Here is a 17,680-nt window from a genome sequence, read left to right as displayed (position 1 = left end):
ACCTGGCGGGGGGCCGGGGCGCGCGGAGGGGGGTTCGCAGCGGTGAGCGAGGAACGTCGTACGTGTCCGGAGTGCGGGGCCGGGGAAGGTCCCGACGGCGCACCGCCCTGCGCCTGCGAGCCGGAAGCCTTCGCTCCGCTCCGTGTCCGCCCCTACGTCTCGCTCGCGGAGCCCTCGCAGCCGGCCCCGCCGCGGGCCGCCGACCCGTACGCGTATCCGCCGCCGCCTCCGCACGCCGCGGACGACGACGCCGACGACCGGCCGGATCCGGACGAGCCGGCCAAGCACGGCCGGATGCTGCTGCTCTCCGCGGTCACCGGCGTGCTCAGCGTGGCGACCCTCGTGACCGTGCTGATCACGTCGCCCGGCGAGGACGGGGCCTCGGCCTCCGACAACACGGCCGCGACGGCGACGGCGATGACGCTCGCCCCGTCCCGCTCCGCGCCCCCCACCACACGCTCCGCGTCCCCGTCGGCGACGCACTCCCCGTCCGCCTCACCCACACCGACGTACTCACGGACGGTGTCGGCGTCACCCACACCGACCCGCGAGAAGCCCGACACGGGACGAAAAGAGCGCGACCGGAGCCCCTCCCCTTCGGCCTCCCGCTCCACACCGTCGTCGCGGACGGACACGACGACGCTGCGCAGGGGCGACAGCGGCCACGAGGTAGCCGAACTCCAGTGGCGCCTCAAGCAGTTGAACCTCTACGTGGGCGACATCTCCGGCGACTTCGACAGCCCCACGGAGACCGCTCTCGGCACCTACCAGTTCTCACGCGGCATCAAGGACGACGAGCGGGGCGAGTACGGCCCACCGACTCGCACGGCTTTGGAACGGGAGACGGGTGGACAACGGGGACCGAGGCACGGGTAGGCAGAAGGGGGCGCGGGGCTGTGTCTATTTGCGGCCCAGGGCGTCAACGTCACCCCAGGTGCAGCGCAACTCCCCCACCAGCCAAAACCTCAACCCGTACGCCCGAAAGATCCGGCACACAGACGGTCGCCCCGTGCGCGACCGCGCGAGGCCCGACCCCCACCACCCGCATCCCCGCGGAGCGCCCCGCCGAGATACCCGCCCCCGAGTCCTCGAAGACGACACAGTCCGCCGGGTCGACACCCAGCTCGGCCGCGCCCTTCAGGAACCCCTCGGGATCGGGCTTGCTGGCCCCCACGTTCTCCGCGGTCACCCGCACCGCCGGGTACGCGAGGCCCGCCGCGCCCATCCGCGCCGTCGAGAGCGCGAGATCCGCCGAGGTCACGAGGGCGTGCGAGACGCCACCCGCCACCAGCGACTCCAGGAACCGCGGAGCACCCGGCACGGCGACGACGCCCTCCACGTCGGCGGTCTCCTCGGCGAGCATGCGCGCGTTGTCGGCGTAGTTCTCCGCCATCGGCCGCTCGGGGAGCAGCTCGGCCAGCGTGGCGTGGGCCTGGCGGCCGTGCGCGACGGCGAGGACGGCCTCGGCGTCGAATCCGTGGGCCGCTGCCCAGCGGCGCCAGATCCGCTCGACGACGGCGTCGGAGTTGACGAGGGTGCCGTCCATGTCGAGAAGGAGTGCGCGCGCCTTCAGGACAGTGGGAACAGTGGGCGTGGCCGACATCGGCGGGCTCCAGACTGCGGAGGGCTGCGAGAGCTGCGGAGGCAGAAAAGAAACAAGGCGGCCCCGCCCGCTGGTCAGGGTTGAACGGGCGGGCGCCACTTTGTTTCCCCACGATACAAAAACTCACCCGAAGATCGCCAATCGCCCCCTGCGCTCAGCGCTCAGCGCGTCGTCGGCGGCGAGGACGGGAACGTCTTCGTGTACGGATTCGGCAGCCCCGGCGGCGCGACCAGCGCGACCTGCGGCGCCCCGGGCTGCGGCACCGGCGGGGTCATCTGCGACTTCGGGACCCTCGGCGGCCCGGTCTGCTCGGCGAGGGCCTGGTCCATGTTGACGAGGCCGGTCTTCTCCAGCACCTCCATATGGTCACGCACGACGTCGTTGGCCTCGTTCGCCAGCCGCCGTATCTCGGCGTTCTGCGTGGTCGCCCGGATATTGCTGACGGCCGGGAAGATCTGCCCGTGCGTCACGCGCATGATGTTCGACGCCGTGGAGTCGAACTCCTTGCCGCGCTTGGACTGCACGGTCGCCACGAACTGCTGCTGCTGCGCCGTGGGTTGGTTGGGCAGGGTGATGCCCAGGTCCTGGGATATCTGACGGCAACTGGCGTCGAGCAGCGCGTGCCCGACGACGAGGTGCTCCCCGGCCGTCTTCATCTCCGGCGTCGTCCCCCGCTTCAATACCTCCTGGCCCAGGGGGAATTCCCACAGCCCCGCCGATCTGACCTTGACCACGAAGTCGCGGTCGGCCTCGGTGAGCGGGCCCCAGCGGGTGCTGCCGACGACGCGCGCCTGCGTCGTGGTCGTGTTCTGCACACCGAGCATGGCCGGATAGGCCAGGGCCGAGACGGTCACGATCAACGCGCCGATCACGAAGAAGTTTCCGGCCGTGGAGCGCGAGAGCCGCATGGTGCCTCCAGTCGCGTACGAGGGACACCGGAGAGTACGGACACGAACCCCGGACCGATCAGCGCCCGGCGAAAATCCCCTCGTTCTTTTTCGCGCCCGGCCCCCGCCAACTCCCGTTTCGCCCGGCCTACTTGTGATCGAACCCCAGGCCCGCCACCATATTGACGCGACCCTGCCACACCTGGCGCCCCACAGCACGCAGTGCGGCAGGTCCTGCGTAACTCCACCCCACACCAAGGGAGTTCACATGCGCCCCACCCCGGCCTCGCGCCGCATACGCCCGCTCTACGCGCGTCGATCCTCGTTCGCCGCGGCCGCCACCGGCGTCACCGCCCTCACCCTGCTGCTCGCCACCCCGTCCGCCCAGGCCGCGCCGCCCACCCCCATCAGCGGCGCCACCGCCCGTACGTACCTCGGCGAGCTGACGGAGAAGGCGGAAGGTTCCTCCGACGGCTACAGCCGCGAGAAATTCCCGCACTGGATCACCCAGTCCGGCGCGTGCAACACCCGCGAGGAAGTCCTCAAGCGCGACGGCAAGAACGTCGAGACGGGATCCGACTGCGCGGCGACGTCGGGGAGTTGGTACTCGGAGTACGACGGCGAGACGTGGACGGCGTCCTCCGACGTCGACATCGACCACATCGTCCCGCTGTCCGAGTCGTGGAAGTCGGGCGCGAGCTCCTGGACCAACGACGAGCGCCAGGGCTTCGCCAACGACCTCACACGCCCGCAGCTCATCGCGGTCACCGACAACGTCAACCAGTCCAAGGGCGACCAGGACCCCGCCGAGTGGATGCCCTCGCGCACCGAGTACGCCTGCACGTATCTGCGGATGTGGGTCCAGGTGAAGCATCACTACAAGCTCAGCGTCGACCCGGCGGAGAAGTCGGCGATCCAGTCGGGGCTCAGCGGCTGCTGAGACCTTCGCCCAGACGTTCCGGCCTTGCCGGAACCGTCCCGCCCACCTCCGACGTTCCGTACCGTACGGGGCCGGAGCGTCGGAGGAACGAGCGGAGGCGATCACGTGGCGAGGCTGCGCCTTGGACCACTACTGCGGTACGTGGACGAGGAGACGGCGACGGTGTGGGTCGAGGCGAGCCGACCCTGCGTCGCCGAGGTGCGCTGCGCGGACGGCGCGTCGGGCGGCGCGCCCACGTTCCAGGTCGACGGGCACCACTACGCGCTGATCCCCGTCACCGGGCTCACTCCCGGCACGGAGACCACGTACGAGGTGATCCTCGACGGCGGCGGCGTCTGGCCGCTGCCGGACTCGCCGTACCCGGCGAGCACCATCCGCACCCCGGCGTACGCGGCGGACACCCCGATCCGCGTCACCTTCGGCTCCTGCCGCTGGGCGGCACCGCCCGCAATGGGGTCTCCCCTGCTCGAGCATGTTCGAGAGCTTGGGGAAGAGCACGACCCGGTCGGGCCCGACGCCCTCGACACCCTGGCCGCCCGCATCGCCGCGGACCCGGACGGCGAGCGCCCCGACGTCCTCGTACTCCTCGGTGACCAGGTCTACGCGGACGAGACGTCACCGGCGACGCAGGCGTGGCTGGCCCGCCGCCGCGACCTCTCGGACCCGCCCGGCACGGAGGTCGCGGACTACCAGGAGTACACGCACCTCTACTACGAGTCGTGGCTCGACCCGGAGGTCCGCTGGCTGCTGTCGACGGTCCCGAGCGCGATGATCTTCGACGACCACGACCTGATAGACGATTGGAACACCAGCGCCGCCTGGCTCGCGGACATGCGCGAGGTGCCGTGGTGGCACGAGCGACTGCTGAGCGGCCTGATGTCGTACTGGGTGCACCAGCACATAGGCAACCTCTCGCCCGCCGCCCTCGCCACGGATCCGGTCTACGCGGCCGTGCGCGCGACGCCCGACGGCACGGACGCGCTGCGGGAGTTCGCCGCCCGCGCCGACGCGGACCCCGCGTCGGTCCGCTGGAGCTACCGCCGCGACTTCGGCCGCGTACGGCTGCTGATGGTGGACACACGGGCGGCCCGCGTCCTCGACGAGCAGCAGCGGGCGATGCTCTCCCCCGGCGAGGCGAAGTGGCTGCGCGAACAGGCCCTCGCGGACCACGGCACGTACGACCACCTCCTCATCGGCACCTCCCTGCCCTGGCTGCTCCCGCACCTCATCCACGACGCCGAGGGGTGGAACGCGGCGCTGTGCCGGGGCGAGCGGGGGCCACGCTGGGCGCGGTTCGGGGAGGATCTGCGGCGCAGGGCGGACCTGGAGCACTGGGCGGCGTTCCCGAAGTCGTTCGCGGCGCTCGCGGACCTGATCGCGGAGGCGGGCTCGGGCGACGCCGCGCCCGCGACCATCTCGGTCCTCTCCGGCGACGTCCACCACGCGTACGTCGCCGAGCCGACCTGGCCGGCGGGCGCCGAGGCACCGAGCGCCCGCGTCCTCCAGCTCACCTGCTCCCCGGTCCACAACTCGGTGCCGGCCTCCATACGCGTCGGCTTCCGCTTCGGCTGGAGCCGCTTCGGCCGGGCCCTCGGCCGCCGCTTCGCCCGCCACGCCCGCGCGGGCACACCCCACATCGCCTGGCGCCGAACGGGCGGCCCCTGGTTCGGCAACCAACTGATGACACTGACCCTCCGAGCTCGCGCCGCCCACCTGACCCTCGACCAGGCGGACAAACGCGGGGGCGGCCTGGTCCGCACGGACGAGCGAAGCCTGACGTAGGGCCGGAAGTCCGTATTTCAAGCCCCTGCGGCGATTGAGCAGCGGGGTCCGGGGCAGAGCCCCGTGACCGCAACCCCGTCGCGGGGCAACCACTCACCCGCGACCCCACCCACCCCAGGTGAGCCCGCCCACACCCCCACCCCCTCCCGGCAGGGACCCGGCATGATGAGGCCGTCCGCTTCCCAGCAGCCCCACATGCCTCGGGAGTCCCGCCTTGCCCGTCCCCCACCCCGAGTTCGCCATCGCCGTCGTCGGCGCCGGGCCACGCGGCACCAGCGTCCTGGAGCGGCTCACCGCGTCGGCGGACGAGCTCCTGCCACCCGGGACCCGGCTCACCGTCCACCTGATCGACCCGCACCCGCCGGGCGCGGGCGCCGTCTGGCGCACGGACCAGGCACCGGAACTCCTCATGAACACGGTCGCCTCCCAGGTCACCCTGTTCACCGACGACAGCGTCGACTGCTCGGGGCCGATCCGCCCGGGCCCGAGCCTGTACGAGTGGGCCCTGCGGCACGACGCGCCGCTCGGCCCGGACGCGTATCCGACCCGGGCCCAGTACGGCCGCTACCTGCGCTGGGTGTTCGCCGAAACGGTGGCTACCGCCCCCTCGTCCGTCGAGGTCGTCCCGCACGCCACCCGCGCCGTCCGCCTCGACGACACCGAAGGGGGCCACCAGGCCCTCACCCTCGCCGACGGCCGCCGCCTCACCGGCCTGCACGCGGTCGTCCTCACCCAGGGCCACCTGCCCGCCGTCGCCACCCCGGCCGAGCGCGACCTCACCGAGTACGCCCGACGGCACGGCCTGCGCCACCTCCCGCCCGCCAACCCGGCCGAGCTCGACCTGAGTCCCCTGGCCCCCGGCGAACCCGTCCTCCTGCGTGGCCTCGGCCTCAACTTCTTCGACCACATGGCCCTGTTGACGCATGGCCGCGGTGGCCACCACGTACGCGCGGCGGACGGCGGCCTGCGCTACATACCGTCGGGCAACGAGCCCCGCCTGTACGCGGGTTCACGCCGCGGCATCCCGCACCAGGCGCGCGGGGACAACGCCAAAGGCGCGTACGGCCGCCACCGACCCGCCGTACTCACACCCGAGTTGATAGCGATGTTCCGCAAGCGGGCCGACTCGGGCGACGCTCCCGACTTCCTCGTCGACATATGGCCGCTGGTCGCGAAGGAGGTCGAGACGGTCTACTACGAGACGCTCCTGCGGGCCATAGAAGGCCATCGGAAATCCCGACCCCACACACGCACCGACAGCTCCTTCCGCGAGCGCTTCCTCGACGCACCTCACGGCTCCCGCCAAGAAGCCGCGATCCTGCGGGAGTTCGGGGTTTCCGAGGATCGCCTGTGGTCCTGGGACCGCGTTTCCCGCCCAGCCTCTGGCCGCACTTACACCTCTCCCGCCTCATGGCGCGCCTGGCTTCTCGGCCATCTTCGCGAGGACGCCGCGCACGCCGCACTCGGCAACGTGGACGGACCGGTGAAGGCCGCACTCGACGTGCTGCGCGACCTGCGCAACGAACTGCGGCTCGTCGTCGACCACGGCGGCCTGGCCGGCGCCTCCCGCCGCGACCACCTCGACCGCTGGTACACCCCGCTCAACGCGTTCCTGTCGATCGGGCCGCCCCGGCGACGTATCGAGGAGCTGACCGCACTGATCGAGGCCGGCGTCCTGACCGTCGTGGGGCCGCGCATGGAGGTGGCGGCTCGGGACGGCCACTTCGTCGCGCACTCGCCCGACGTACCCGGTTCGACCGTGAGGGTCACCACACTCGTCGAGGCCCGGCTGCCCGAGCCCGACGTCCGCAGGGCCGCCGACGACCTGCTGATACGGCTCCTCAAGACCGGCGGCGCCCGGCCGCACACGGTCGACGGGCACGAGACCGGCGGCCTCGACGTCACGCCCCGCCCGTACCGCCTGATCGACCGTCAAGGTCTGGCGCACGCACGGCGGTTCGCCTTCGGAGTGCCCACCGAGGGGGTGCACTGGGTGACCGCCGCGGGGGCCCGTCCGGGCGTCGACTCGGTCACCCTCTCCGACGCCGACGCGGTGGCCCGTGCGGCCCTGCGTACGGCCGTACCGGACCCCGCGGCGGCCGAAGGCGGAGGCGGGCACGGAGGGCGATCATGGCCGGATGTTGAACTTGCAAGCACTAATTAGGTTCCCCTAATCTTTGGCGCCCCACACCGGTGGCGGCAGCGGCGATGACGGCGCTCCTCGCGCCGGTGCTCTCGGTTACGTCCCCACCGACCGAAGGAGCCCCACCATGACTGGACGTCTCAACAGCGCCCAGCCCTACGCTCTCGGCCTCTTCCGCATCGTCATAGGCCTGCTCTTCACCTGCCACGGCGCCGCCTCGCTCTTCGGCGTCCTCGGCGGCGCGGCGGGCGGCGGAACCGTCCCGACCGGCACCTGGCCCGGCTGGTACGCGGCCGTGATCCAGCTCGTCGGCGGCGCCCTCGTGCTGCTCGGCCTCGGCACCCGCTTCGCCGCCTTCATCGCGTCGGGCTCGATGGCCTACGCGTACTTCAAGGTCCACCAGCCCGAGGCGCTGTGGCCGCTCCAGAACGGCGGCGAGGCCTCCGTGCTGTTCTGCTGGACGATGCTGCTGCTCGTCTTCACCGGCTCCGGCGCGCTGGGCCTCGACCGCCTCTTCGCCGGACGCGGCGAGCGGGTCGATGACACGGCTCGGGCCGGCGAGGCCGTCCCGGCCTGAGGTCCCGCGCGTACGACGGCGGCCCGCTCCCCACGTGGACTCGTGGAGGGCGGGCCGCCGTCGTACGTGCGGAACCTCAGGAGATCGCAGGGCCTCAGGAGATCGAGGTGAACGGCACCGAGAAGCACGCCACCCGGTCCCCCGACGCGCCCGGCTTGTCGTGGATCACGATGGAGCCCGCGCCGCCCGGCCGCACCCCCCACTTCTTGTGCACCTTCGCCTTGCCGTTGCCGTCCGCGTCGGCGGTGAAGTCGAGCCAGAGCTCGTTCTCCGCGGTCACCCGCTTCGGGTCCACCACGTTCTGGTAGTGCCCGCCCGCCGCCTCGGGGTCGGCGCCGCACGACTTCTGGTGCACGTGCGCGCCGTACTTGTGGCCTGGGACGAGCCCCCACACCCGCATGCTCACGGTCATCCCGGACTCGGTCCCGTGCTGCGCCACCTGGATCGACGACGCCGGGGGCACGAGGCCCTTGTCGTACGTCAGCGCCGACGACGCGACGAACGCGTTGGGCGGCGAGAAGTGCCCCGACACCCGCATCCAGTAACTCGTCGTCGCACTGGCGGTACCAGTGGTCACGGCGAGCACGGCCGCCGCCAGGACACCTGTAACGATTTTTGCCTTCATTTCCGTTTCCTCCGATCACTTGGGGTCACCAGACCCGTCCTCGTACGGCCTTTTGGTACGGGACGTGACCGGCCCATCACGGCAGGAACACGCGGGAACGTGAGATCAGGAACAACTGTGCCCCTTTCGCCACTTCAGCCACTTCCGAGGCGTACGCTGTAGAGCTGTCATGTCAGCCGCTCCTGTCGGGAGGAACGGCCGGAAAACACCGGAACGGTCCGTACGGGAGTAGGCGAGCAGTGCTGCAGAGTGTCCTGGGGTCGCTGACCGACAGCTCATGGATCTACGCGATCGTGGCGCTCTCCGTCGTCTTCGACGTCTTCGTGCCCGTGCTGCCCAGCGGCTTCCTCGTGATCGCCGCGGCCACCGCGACCGCGGGCGGCGCCGCCGCCACCGGCGGAGTACCGCACCCCAACCTCCCGGACCTGCTCGCCCTCACGCTCTGCGCCGCGACGGCCTCGGTCCTCGGCGACCTCGCCGCCTACCGGCTCGCCTGGCGCGGCGGCGAGCGCCTGGACCGCGCCCTGGCCCGCTCCCGGCGCCTGAGCACCGCGCAGGAACGTCTCGGCGGGGCGCTCGCGCGCTCCAGCGGCGGGCTGCTCGTGATCATCGCCCGGTTCGCGCCCGCGGGCCGCTCGGTCGTCTCCTTCGCGGCCGGCACGGCGCACCGCCGGGTCCGCGAGTTCCTGCCGTGGTCCGCGCTCGCGGGCGTGGCCTGGGCCGCGTACAGCGTGGCGCTCGGCTACTTCGGCGCGCAGTGGCTCGGCGCGAGCTGGCTCTCCACCGTCGTCTCGGTCCTCGCCCTGGTGGGCGCGGGCGCGGTGGCGGCGTACGTGATGCGCAGGCCGGTACCGGCGGCTCAGGAGGCCTGAGCGGGCTCCGGGGGCTTTTTCGACGCGGACCCGCGCACCTCAAGACCGTCGAGCAGCTCGGCGGTCGCGCGGGCGATGTCGTCCACCGCCCGTTCGAACACCTCGCGATTGTGCGCGGCCGGCGCCCGGAAGCCGGACACCTTCCGCACGTACTGCAGGGCGGCGGCCCGGATCTCGTCCTCGGTGGCCTCTTCGGGGAGCACGGGCGGGCGAAGGGTCTTGATGCTGCGGCACATGCCTCCAGTCTGCCGCCGACGACCGCTCCGCACCTGGCGATCGACCACACGTTCGCGTGAACCACCCCATGAACTACCCGAAGTTGCTCGCACCTTGAATTCGAACAGACGTACCATTGCCGAGTGGCAGCGATCGATGACTCCGACTTCGACTTCCCCGACGACCTCCTCGCCGGCCAGGTCGAGCTGCATCAGATCAGGGCCGAGCTCCTGGCCCTGCTCAAGCGGCTCCCCTGGTCGGTCGAGCCCCACGACGCCGTCATAGACACGCAGGGCTGGCGCAGGATGGAGCGCGCGGCGTCGCCCGGCTGGAGCGAGGACGATCAGGCGGAGGTCGAGAAGCTCCGCAGGCGCGAGCTGGAACTGGCCGTCTTCGTGACGTGCCATCGGTACTGGTCCGAGCTGAAGGGCAGCGACGCGGTGCGCGCCCGCGCGCGCCTCAAGCATGTGCACGACGGGCCAGGGAACGACGAGCCAGGGAACGACGAAGACCCCCAGGCTTGATCGCCTGAGGGCCTTCGTTCATCGTGGTTCATCGCGCTGAACGCATCACGGTGGGCGCGGACGGTTTCGAACCGCCGACATTCTGCTTGTAAGGCAGACGCTCTACCCCTGAGCTACGCGCCCGTGATCCCGGCGTGTGGCCAGGACGAGTCGACAGCCTACCTTGCCGATGCCCATGCTCGGTAAACCCATACCGCCGGGCGAAAGTCACTCGCCGAACCGCGAACTATCAGGCCCGTGTGTTCGTCATTAACCGATGGGAGAATGGACCGGGCAGGGCTGATGAAAGCACGGACAGCGCGGGAGAGGTTAGTGACGGCGACGACGACCACGAGGAACCCGCGTCCGTCGTCCGCCCCCGATTCCCGGCGCCCCGCACCGACCTTCGGGCGCGCACTGAGGGACACCCTGACCCTCGCCGCCCTCCCACTCCCCCTCCTCACGGCCACGCTCGCGGGCGCGTTCAACCCCGGGGGCACCCGGCGATGGTTCGGGGGCCGCGCCGAATCGCAGCGCGCGCAGGCACAGGCCGCCAAGGACGACGCGGCCGCCGCCTTCTACGAGCTGGACACCGCCCAGCGGGACCTGCGCATCTCGATAGAGACCATCACCGCGGTCGACGACTCGCCGGCCGCCCGCCGAGCCGTCGACGACTTCGCGGGGCTCGGCCGCCGCATCGACGAGGTCAGCGGGCAGTACATCACCGCGGTCGACGCGCACGACCTGGACCGGGACGACCTGGAGGCCTCCGCCGCCTCCCGCGCCCATGCCCAACTGACGCAGGCGAAGGAGCAGTTGACACAGGTCAAGCAGGACCTGGACCGCTTCGCGCAGGGAATCGGACCGCTGCTCGGCAAGGCGGAGACCCAGCTGGCTCGGGTCGCCCCGTCCGTGGAGCGCGCGCGGCAGGCCCTGCTGGCGGCGACGACCTCGCTCGACTCCGTACGGCAGGCGGGCCTGAAGGCCGACGATCTGGCGGCCCGGCTCGCCGCCCTCGGCCCCGAGCTGACCAGGCTCAACCAGGGGGCGGGGCAGCACGGCGTACCGGAGACGCTGGAGCGCGCGGAGCGGGTCGCGCGCAATGCCGAGGGCGTACGGGCCGAGGCCGAGCGGCTGCCCGAGCGGGCGGCCGAGATCGACCGCAGGCTCGTCTCGCTGCGGACCCGCGCCCAGGCGCTCCAGACGCGGGCGGGGCAGGTCGAGCCGGTGCTCAGCGAGCTGCGGCGCCGGTTCACCGCCGCGTGCTGGCAGGACCTGCAGTCCGTGCCGGACACGGCGGAGGAGAACGTGCGGCAGGCCGAGTCCCGGCTCGCCGAGGCCCGGGTGGCCCGCGAGTCCCAGCGCTGGCCGGACGCGACGGCACTGCTGTCCACGGCGCGCGCGTTGCTGAACGCGACGGACGAGTCGGTGTCGGCGGCCTCCGACCGCCTCCAGCGGCTGAACGCGGTGGCGAAGGACCCGCGGGCGGAGATCGACCGCACCCGCTTCGCGATCCGGGACGCGCAGCGCCTCGCCATGGCGGGCCGCTCCACGCCCGACCCGCGGCACGCCCGCCCCCTCGACGAGTCCGTGGCCCGCCTGGACCGCGCCGTCGGGGGCCTGGAGGGGCGCCACCCCGACTACTGGCACTTCCTGACCGAGACGGAGGGCGTGCGTCGGACGGTGGCCCGTGTCGTCACGCAGATCCGGGAGGACCGGGGCGGCGGCGTCTGAGGTTGGCGTTCGCCGGGTGACGGGCGGACCCTTGAGGTACGTGAGTCACGTACGTACGTCAGGTGCACACGTGCCGCGTCGTGCAAGGAGGCGAGGCGATCATGTCCACGCACGTACTCCACCCCAGGCCCGGGCGCCATGTCACGCTCGACGAGCATCTGCCCCTCGACCACCGGCTCAGCAAGGTGTACCGCACCGGCGCGGGCCTGATGGGGCTCGTTCTGCTCGCCTTCGGGATCCTCGGGCTCATCGACAAGGTCGGCTTCTTCGACACCCGCGGTGACAACGTCGCGGGGCTCAGTACGAACGGCGCGCTGAGCGTCCTGTCCATCTGCGTCGGCTTGCTGCTCTTCGTCGGAATGGTGATCGGCGGCAACTTCGCGTCGACGCTCAACATGACGCTGGGCATCCTGTTCATCCTCAGCGGCTTCGTGAACCTGGCGCTGCTGGACACCGGCTTCAACTTCCTGGCGTTCCGCATCCAGAACGTGCTGTTCAGCTTTGTCGTGGGTGTGCTGCTGATGTTCTTCGGGATGTACGGGCGGGTCAGCGGTTCGCTGCCGCACGACAACCCGTACTGGCAGGCCAGACACGCACCAACTGACCGGGCCTGACCGTACTCTTGGCGCATGCCACGCTACGAGTACCGCTGCCGCAGCTGCGCCACCACGTTCGAACTGTCCCGCCCGATGTCCGCCTCCGCGGCCCCGGCCACCTGCCCCGATGGCCACGAGGACACGGTCAAGCTGCTCTCCACGGTGTCCGTGGCAGGCACGACCACGTCACCGGCCCCGAGCGCCGGAGGCGGAGGTGGCGGCGGCTGCTGCGGGGGCGGCTGCTGCGGCTGACGACTGAGCCCACACCTCGGGCAACCTGCCGCCTTGGGCGGCGGCTGCCACTGAGCCCCCCGCCTTGGGCACCCTGCCGCCTTGGGCGGCGGCTGCCACTGAGCCCCCCGCCTTGGGCACCCTGCCGCCTTGGGCGGCGGCTGCCACTGAGCGCCCCCGCCTTGGGCAATCTGCCGCCTTGGGCGGCAGGGTGGGCAAGGCGGCGCCCCGGTGCCGCGCAACGAAGAGACGGGCGCCGACCCCGGCACGGCTCGGGAGCCCCGGTGCCGCGCACCCATCTCCACAGGCGCCGACCCCGGCACAGGCCCGAAACCCCGCCGCCGCGCGCCCCTCACAACGACCCGAGGAACCCCCGCAACACCGCCTCCCCCGCCGCAACTCCCCGCTCACTCAACACCGTCACCCCGGGTGACACCCAGCCCACATCCGCCAGCTCACCGTGCCCCGGCCGCCACCCCCGGTCCACCACGCGGAGCAGATCCGCGTCCAGCAACGAGTCCCCCGCCCCCAACGTCAGCCCCGCGCCCACGCGCCGCGCGACCTCCGAAACCGCCGCCCCCTTGGTCAACGGCTTCGGCACGGCGTACACCTTCCGCCCCTGGAGCGACACACCCCAGCCGACCCCGTCGGCCCACTCCCCGAGCTCCTTGACCCACCCCTCCGGCAGCGCCGCCCGGTCGACGACCAGGTACGCGAACAGATCCTCCGCGACCCGCTCCTTCAGCAGCCACGCCGGATCCGCCGCCGCGACCATCCGCTCCCGCACCTCCCCGAGCGGCGCACACTCCGAGTCGAGCCGCTCCCCGACCCCGCGCCGCCAGTCCGGGTCCGACACCCCGTCGACCAGCAGGTGCCCACCGTTCGCACAGATCGCGTACGTCGGCGCCGCCCCCGGCAACCGCACCCGCGCGTACTGCTCCCGCGTCCGCGTGGTCGTGGGCACGAACACCGCACGCCGCCCCAGCTCGACCAGCAGCTCCGCGGCGTCCTCGGTGACGTACGACAGGGGTCTGCCCTCGTACACCTCGACGCAGAGCAGCCGCGGCGCCTGCGCGTCGGGCATGGTCAGTCCGAGCGCACCGGCGGAGTAGATGAGCGTACGGTCGAGATCGCTCGCGACGACGGTGGTGGTCACTTGGCCGCCACCGCCTTGCCGTCCGTCCCCGTCGCCCCGCGCGTGAACTTCGGGTGGATCAATCCGACGCAGGTGTACGGGAGTTCGCCGACCATTTCGACCGGGACGCCGCGCTGCTCCGCCAGCAGACGCACATGGTCGAGATCGGCCCCGGCGTCCTCGCGCGCCAGGATCTTCCACGGCACCCGCCGCAGCAGCACCCTGGTCGTCTCGCCGACCCCGGGCTTCACCAGGTTCACGTCGTGGATCCCGTACTCCTCGCTGATCCGCTCGACGGCCGCCCACCCTTCCCACGTGGGCGTACGGTCGGCCCCCTGCAACTCCTTGACCTCGGCGTCGACCGCATCGATGACTTCCGCGAACCGCTCCTCCACCGCGTCGAGGAACCGCCCGGAGAGATCCGAGCCGGCCAGCTCGGAGTAGAACTTCGCGCCGTGGAAGTCATCGGGACCGACCAGGTCGGACCGCAGCACCGTCCGCGAAATCAGCCCGGACACCGTGGAGTTGAGGCAGGCCGAGGGTATGAGGAAGTCCTCCCGCGTCCCGTACGTGCGCACACACGACCCCGGGTCGGCGAGCACGGCGATCTCCGGGTCGAATCCCTCGAACTCGGCTACCGCGGCCGCGAGTTCCCGCGTGATCGCGCCCTTGCCTGTCCACCCGTCCACGAACACGACATCCGCCGGATTGTGGTGCGCCGCGAGCCAGCGCAGCGCGTTCGCGTCGATGCCCCGACCGCGCACGATCGACACCGCGTAGTGCGGCAGTTCGAGGCCGTGCCTCCGCAGCGCCCAGCGCCGCATCAGCACCCCCACCGGCGTCCCCGCGCGCGCGAGCGACACGAGCACCGGGCGCGGCGACCGCTCGGCGAGCACCGTCTCCGTGACCACACCCACCGCGTGGGCTATTCGCCCCGCCGACGCCTCAAGCGCCGCGTGGAACAACTCCTGGTACTGGGCGCTGGGCTGGTACTCGACGGGCAGCGACTCCGCGTAGTGCGCGCCACCGCCCTGGATGGCCTCCTCGCGCTCCTCGGTCGGCGCCTCCAGACGCACGTCCGACAGGTCCTGGAGCAGCCACCCCACCTCGTCCGGCGCATACGAGGAGAACGCGGGACCGCGCAGTGGATCGGGCAACGGCATGGAGGGCCTTTCCTGAGGGACGTACGACGGCACCACGGCCACGACCACCCGCGACGCGTGCTCGGCGACCCGCTCCAACAGGCCGCCGGGGCCTTCGAGTTCGGCGGTGTCGCCCACCGAGTCGAGCACGACGACGACCGTGTCGAAGCCGCCTCCCGCCACGTTGTACGCAAACCGCTCGCCCGGTCCGTCCGCCGGTGCGTCGTGCGCCGGGAAGACGAGGCGGCTGCGGATCGCGTAGCCGGGGTCGTCGACGGCGAGGACGGGTGAGCGGGTCGTGGTGGAGTACGTGACGTCGGCGCCCGCAGCCTCCAGCTCGGTGGCGAGGCGCAGCGGTGCGTACATCAACTCCTCGTTGCCGAGGACGAGTACGCGCCCTTCGCCGAGGTGCGGAGCGAGGCGGGCGGCCATGTCGGGCAGCGCCGCTTCGAGGCGTTCGCGGTGCTGCGGCGTGAACCCGTGCCGTCCGCCGTCCGGCAGGCCCCGCGGCCAGCCGAGGTCGTCGAGGCGTACGAGCTCGGCGCGCTGCCTGCGGGGCGCGGGCAGCCGCCCGCCCTCGTGCGCGGCGACGAGCGCCTGCCCCTTCTCGAGTACCCCGTCCGGCAGCCCGACCGCGCCGCGCGCCGCGACCACCAGGTCGACCCGCGCGCCCATCTCGCGCGCGAACTCCTCGATCCGCCCCCGGTCGCCCGGCGAGCGCATGTCGACGAGCGCGACGATGACGTAGTGCTCGCGCGCGTGCAGTTCGTGCAGCGCCCGGATGGTGTTCAGCACCGTGTTCCCCGTGGAGAACTCGTCGTCGACGAGGACCAGCGGGCCGTCCCCCGCGAGCAGGTCCGGGTCCTCGGGCAGCAGCAGGTGCGAGGTGGCGTGCGAGTGGGACTCCTCGAAGCCGCCCGCGCTGGCCACGCCCTCGACGGGCCTGCGTGTGGAGTGCAGATAGGTCGCGAGGGCGAGGCCGTCGGCGACCGAGTGCCCGAGCCCCGTGGCCGTCTCGGCGTATCCGAGGACGACCGCGCGGCGCGCCGCGTCGTCGCCGAGCAGTTCCCTTACCCGTACGCCGAGTTCGCGCCCCGAACCCCACACCACCGATGGCCGCTGCGGGACGTGCTTGCCCAGCACGTTCGACACCAGCAGGTGCGCGCGCTTGGGGTTGCGCCGCAGCGCGAGGCCCAGCAGCCCGGGCAGCTCCCGGTCGCCTGTCAGCTCGACCCCGAGCCGCTCGGCGACCCACTCCCCGGACCACACCACGTTCCCGCTGCCCCTCGCCTCACGCACCCCGAATTCACGCACCCCGAAAACCCGACTCTCCTCGTCACTCATCCCGGCAACCCAGCCGTCAGCAGCTCCACGAACCCCACGTCCTCCCGCGCCACCCCGAACGCCTCCGCACGCCGCAGCGTCCGCTCGGCCCACGCGCGGTGCGGCTTCACCTCGTTCATCTTGTTCGTGTACGCCGACCGGAGCACACCGCCGCCGCCCCGCTCGGGCCGCAGTATGTCGCAGGCGTCGCTGTACTCCTCGTGGCTGACGACGGAGAGCGCGTGCACGGGCAGCACGTGCGTGGGGTGGATGCAGGTCTTGCCCAGCAGTCCGTTGGCCCGGTCGAGCTCGATCTCGCGCAGCAGCCCGTCCATGTCGTGCTGGATGAGTGCCTGTCGCAGGTCGTCGGCCCGGCCCTCCAGGAAGGGGCTGCGGCGCAGCTGCGGCTTGAACATGCGCTCCTGGTGGCGGAAGTACTCCCAGACGGGCCCGGTCACCGTGAACCCGGTGCCGTCCGCCCTGCCCAGCACGTTGACGACGTCACCGATGGCGGAGGCCACGATCTGGACGTCGTACGCCGTCATGTCCGCCGGCCTGCGCAGCCCGTATGCCGAGCAGAAGTCGGTGACGCCGAGGCGCAGCGCGAGGACGCGGTCGCGGTACTTGTCGACGGTGCGGGCGATGCCGGCCAGCGTGTCGCCGCGCGTCTCCAGGTGCAGCAGGTCGGGCGACTCCAGGACCGGCATGGCGAAAAGCCGCCGCCCGGTGGCCGCCTCGGCGGCGGTGAGTGCCTCCAGGAACGGAACACCCCGCTCCTCGGTGAACTTCGGCAGCACGAATCCGGACAGCATGTCCACGGAGCTGCCGAGCCGCGCCACGAGGTCGGTGATCTGTTCCGGGGCCCGTACCCGGATGAAGAGCAGGGGCGGCTCGGCCCCTTCGGCGCCCTGGCGCGCGAGCTCGGCGAACTGCCGCACCAGATTTTCCTCGGCGCCCGGCACCTCGCCGTCGTGTATCGAGTCCTCAAGGCACAGCACCATGGAGACGACGCCGCGCCCGGCCTGCTTGAGCACGTCGTCCGCGATGCGGGGCCGGGTCGCCGGACTGTAGAGCGTCGCCCCGAGCGCCGCCGCGAGCATGCGGGGCGGGGAGTCCGCGGTGAAGTCCCGCGGCTCCTCGTGGAACAGACGCTCCCGTACCTCAGGGGCGATGTGCCCGAAATGACGCATAAGACTCCCCCGTACTGCCGGGCACCCGAAATGATGTGGCCGGTAATAGTACGTACAAGGGCGTGTCAAAGGTTCCTGTCCGTAATGAAATTCTGGTAACTGGCGCATGTCGTGCGCTGTTTTCCGGCCTCGCGCGGCGGGTGATTGCCTGCGCACAGAGATGTCGATCTTTGCACCCCGC

17 protein-coding genes and 1 tRNA gene are annotated in these 17,680 nt (G+C 71.8%); 10 read left to right on the top strand and 8 right to left on the bottom strand.

Translation table 11 applies throughout. The features are described from left to right. Nucleotides 1-42: 42 nt before the first annotated feature. Nucleotides 43-876, top strand: a complete 834-nt coding sequence (locus ACFYWS_RS21230; protein ID WP_389278713.1) for a peptidoglycan-binding protein — start codon at nucleotides 43-45, stop codon at nucleotides 874-876. Nucleotides 877-925: 49 nt separating this feature from the next. Here the strand turns inward: ACFYWS_RS21230 and ACFYWS_RS21225 are convergent, their stop codons facing one another. Both ACFYWS_RS21225 and ACFYWS_RS21220 read right to left on the bottom strand, forming a co-directional pair. Continuing rightward, nucleotides 926-1,603, bottom strand: a complete 678-nt coding sequence (locus ACFYWS_RS21225) for an HAD-IA family hydrolase (protein ID WP_389278709.1) — start codon at nucleotides 1,601-1,603, stop codon at nucleotides 926-928. A 161-nt stretch (nucleotides 1,604-1,764) separates the two neighbouring features. Further along, entirely contained in the window at nucleotides 1,765-2,511 is a 747-nt protein-coding gene (locus ACFYWS_RS21220) for a DUF4142 domain-containing protein (protein ID WP_389278706.1), read from the bottom strand. 274 nt (nucleotides 2,512-2,785) lie between these two features. On the opposite strand from ACFYWS_RS21220, the gene ACFYWS_RS21215 reads away from it, so the two are divergent. The 4 genes from ACFYWS_RS21215 to ACFYWS_RS21200 all read left to right on the top strand — a co-directional run bounded on the left by ACFYWS_RS21215 (nucleotide 2,786) and on the right by ACFYWS_RS21200 (nucleotide 7,932). Continuing rightward, complete coding sequence (locus ACFYWS_RS21215; protein ID WP_389278864.1) at nucleotides 2,786-3,430, top strand: HNH endonuclease family protein; 645 nt, start codon at nucleotides 2,786-2,788, stop codon at nucleotides 3,428-3,430. Nucleotides 3,431-3,535: 105 nt separating this feature from the next. Further along, on the top strand, nucleotides 3,536-5,212 hold the full coding sequence (locus tag ACFYWS_RS21210; protein WP_389278704.1) for an alkaline phosphatase D family protein: 1,677 nt from the start codon (nucleotides 3,536-3,538) through the stop codon (nucleotides 5,210-5,212). Nucleotides 5,213-5,426: 214 nt separating this feature from the next. Next, complete coding sequence (locus ACFYWS_RS21205) at nucleotides 5,427-7,376, top strand: FAD/NAD(P)-binding protein (RefSeq protein WP_389278701.1); 1,950 nt, start codon at nucleotides 5,427-5,429, stop codon at nucleotides 7,374-7,376. A 106-nt stretch (nucleotides 7,377-7,482) separates the two neighbouring features. Next, the gene (locus ACFYWS_RS21200) at nucleotides 7,483-7,932 is read left to right on the top strand and encodes a DoxX family protein (protein WP_389278698.1); all 450 of its coding nucleotides are present in this window, start codon (nucleotides 7,483-7,485) and stop codon (nucleotides 7,930-7,932) included. A gap of 94 nt (nucleotides 7,933-8,026) precedes the next feature. On the opposite strand, the gene ACFYWS_RS21195 is transcribed toward ACFYWS_RS21200, so the two are convergent. After that, the gene (locus ACFYWS_RS21195) at nucleotides 8,027-8,557 is read right to left on the bottom strand and encodes a superoxide dismutase family protein (protein ID WP_389278695.1); all 531 of its coding nucleotides are present in this window, start codon (nucleotides 8,555-8,557) and stop codon (nucleotides 8,027-8,029) included. A gap of 239 nt (nucleotides 8,558-8,796) precedes the next feature. Here ACFYWS_RS21195 and ACFYWS_RS21190 point away from each other — a divergent pair, with 239 nt between their 5' ends. Further along, entirely contained in the window at nucleotides 8,797-9,429 is a 633-nt protein-coding gene (locus tag ACFYWS_RS21190; RefSeq protein ID WP_389278693.1) for a DedA family protein, read from the top strand. Here the strand turns inward: ACFYWS_RS21190 and ACFYWS_RS21185 are convergent. After that, nucleotides 9,417-9,665 (bottom strand): DUF2277 domain-containing protein, encoded by a 249-nt coding sequence (locus ACFYWS_RS21185; protein WP_389278690.1) that lies wholly within the window; start codon nucleotides 9,663-9,665, stop codon nucleotides 9,417-9,419. The two genes, ACFYWS_RS21190 and ACFYWS_RS21185, sit on opposite strands and share 13 nt — an antisense overlap. Nucleotides 9,666-9,788: 123 nt before the next feature. On the opposite strand from ACFYWS_RS21185, the gene ACFYWS_RS21180 reads away from it, so the two are divergent. Beyond that, nucleotides 9,789-10,169 carry a hypothetical protein gene (locus tag ACFYWS_RS21180; protein ID WP_389278687.1) on the top strand — a complete coding sequence of 127 codons (381 nt, stop codon included), beginning with the start codon at nucleotides 9,789-9,791 and terminating at the stop codon, nucleotides 10,167-10,169. A 51-nt stretch (nucleotides 10,170-10,220) separates the two neighbouring features. Here ACFYWS_RS21180 and ACFYWS_RS21175 read toward each other — a convergent pair. Then, nucleotides 10,221-10,292: transfer RNA gene (locus ACFYWS_RS21175), tRNA-Val, on the bottom strand. Nucleotides 10,293-10,451: 159 nt separating this feature from the next. Here ACFYWS_RS21175 and ACFYWS_RS21170 point away from each other — a divergent pair. The 3 genes from ACFYWS_RS21170 (at nucleotide 10,452) to ACFYWS_RS21160 (ending at nucleotide 12,730) form a co-directional block, all read left to right on the top strand. Continuing rightward, complete coding sequence (locus tag ACFYWS_RS21170) at nucleotides 10,452-11,882, top strand: hypothetical protein (protein WP_389278861.1); 1,431 nt, start codon at nucleotides 10,452-10,454, stop codon at nucleotides 11,880-11,882. A gap of 101 nt (nucleotides 11,883-11,983) precedes the next feature. Continuing rightward, the gene (locus tag ACFYWS_RS21165; RefSeq protein ID WP_389278684.1) at nucleotides 11,984-12,496 is read left to right on the top strand and encodes a DUF4383 domain-containing protein; all 513 of its coding nucleotides are present in this window, start codon (nucleotides 11,984-11,986) and stop codon (nucleotides 12,494-12,496) included. 15 nt (nucleotides 12,497-12,511) lie between these two features. Continuing rightward, nucleotides 12,512-12,730, top strand: a complete 219-nt coding sequence (locus tag ACFYWS_RS21160; protein WP_389278681.1) for a zinc ribbon domain-containing protein — start codon at nucleotides 12,512-12,514, stop codon at nucleotides 12,728-12,730. Nucleotides 12,731-13,061: 331 nt separating this feature from the next. On the opposite strand, the gene ACFYWS_RS21155 is transcribed toward ACFYWS_RS21160, so the two are convergent. The 3 genes from ACFYWS_RS21155 to ACFYWS_RS21145 form a co-directional block, all read right to left on the bottom strand. Beyond that, nucleotides 13,062-13,793, bottom strand: coding sequence for an HAD family hydrolase (locus ACFYWS_RS21155; protein ID WP_389278858.1), 732 nt, complete (start codon nucleotides 13,791-13,793; stop codon nucleotides 13,062-13,064). A gap of 68 nt (nucleotides 13,794-13,861) precedes the next feature. Continuing rightward, nucleotides 13,862-16,330: a phosphoribosyltransferase gene (locus tag ACFYWS_RS21150; RefSeq protein WP_389278677.1), complete on the bottom strand. Its 2,469-nt coding sequence runs from the start codon at nucleotides 16,328-16,330 to the stop codon at nucleotides 13,862-13,864. Next, a complete protein-coding gene (locus tag ACFYWS_RS21145) occupies nucleotides 16,327-17,499 on the bottom strand; it encodes an HpcH/HpaI aldolase/citrate lyase family protein (RefSeq protein ID WP_389278674.1) in 1,173 nt (390 codons plus the stop codon). Before ACFYWS_RS21145 ends, ACFYWS_RS21150 begins: the two co-directional genes overlap by 4 nt. Nucleotides 17,500-17,680 lie beyond the last annotated feature (181 nt).

The organism is Streptomyces sp. NPDC002795, from assembly GCF_042888725.1.
Lineage (GTDB): Bacteria > Actinomycetota > Actinomycetes > Streptomycetales > Streptomycetaceae > Streptomyces.
The sequence above is the reverse complement of the archived record's forward strand: the minus strand, read 5'-3'. Positions and strand labels throughout refer to the sequence as shown.

Excerpts from the sequence above, each read along its gene's own strand:
- ACFYWS_RS21225 (WP_389278709.1), bottom strand. The coding sequence starts at position 1,603 with ATGTCGGCCACGCCCACTGTTCCCACTGTCCTGAAGGCGCGCGCACTC.
- ACFYWS_RS21220 (WP_389278706.1), bottom strand. The coding sequence starts at position 2,511 with ATGCGGCTCTCGCGCTCCACGGCCGGAAACTTCTTCGTGATCGGCGCG.
- ACFYWS_RS21200 (WP_389278698.1), top strand. The coding sequence starts at position 7,483 with ATGACTGGACGTCTCAACAGCGCCCAGCCCTACGCTCTCGGCCTCTTC.
- ACFYWS_RS21195 (WP_389278695.1), bottom strand. The coding sequence starts at position 8,557 with ATGAAGGCAAAAATCGTTACAGGTGTCCTGGCGGCGGCCGTGCTCGCC.
- ACFYWS_RS21185 (WP_389278690.1), bottom strand. The coding sequence starts at position 9,665 with ATGTGCCGCAGCATCAAGACCCTTCGCCCGCCCGTGCTCCCCGAAGAG.
- ACFYWS_RS21170 (WP_389278861.1), top strand. The coding sequence starts at position 10,452 with ATGAAAGCACGGACAGCGCGGGAGAGGTTAGTGACGGCGACGACGACC.
- ACFYWS_RS21165 (WP_389278684.1), top strand. The coding sequence starts at position 11,984 with ATGTCCACGCACGTACTCCACCCCAGGCCCGGGCGCCATGTCACGCTC.
- ACFYWS_RS21160 (WP_389278681.1), top strand. The coding sequence starts at position 12,512 with ATGCCACGCTACGAGTACCGCTGCCGCAGCTGCGCCACCACGTTCGAA.
- ACFYWS_RS21155 (WP_389278858.1), bottom strand. The coding sequence starts at position 13,793 with ATGCCCGACGCGCAGGCGCCGCGGCTGCTCTGCGTCGAGGTGTACGAG.
- ACFYWS_RS21150 (WP_389278677.1), bottom strand. The coding sequence starts at position 16,330 with ATGAGTGACGAGGAGAGTCGGGTTTTCGGGGTGCGTGAATTCGGGGTG.
- ACFYWS_RS21145 (WP_389278674.1), bottom strand. The coding sequence starts at position 17,499 with ATGCGTCATTTCGGGCACATCGCCCCTGAGGTACGGGAGCGTCTGTTC.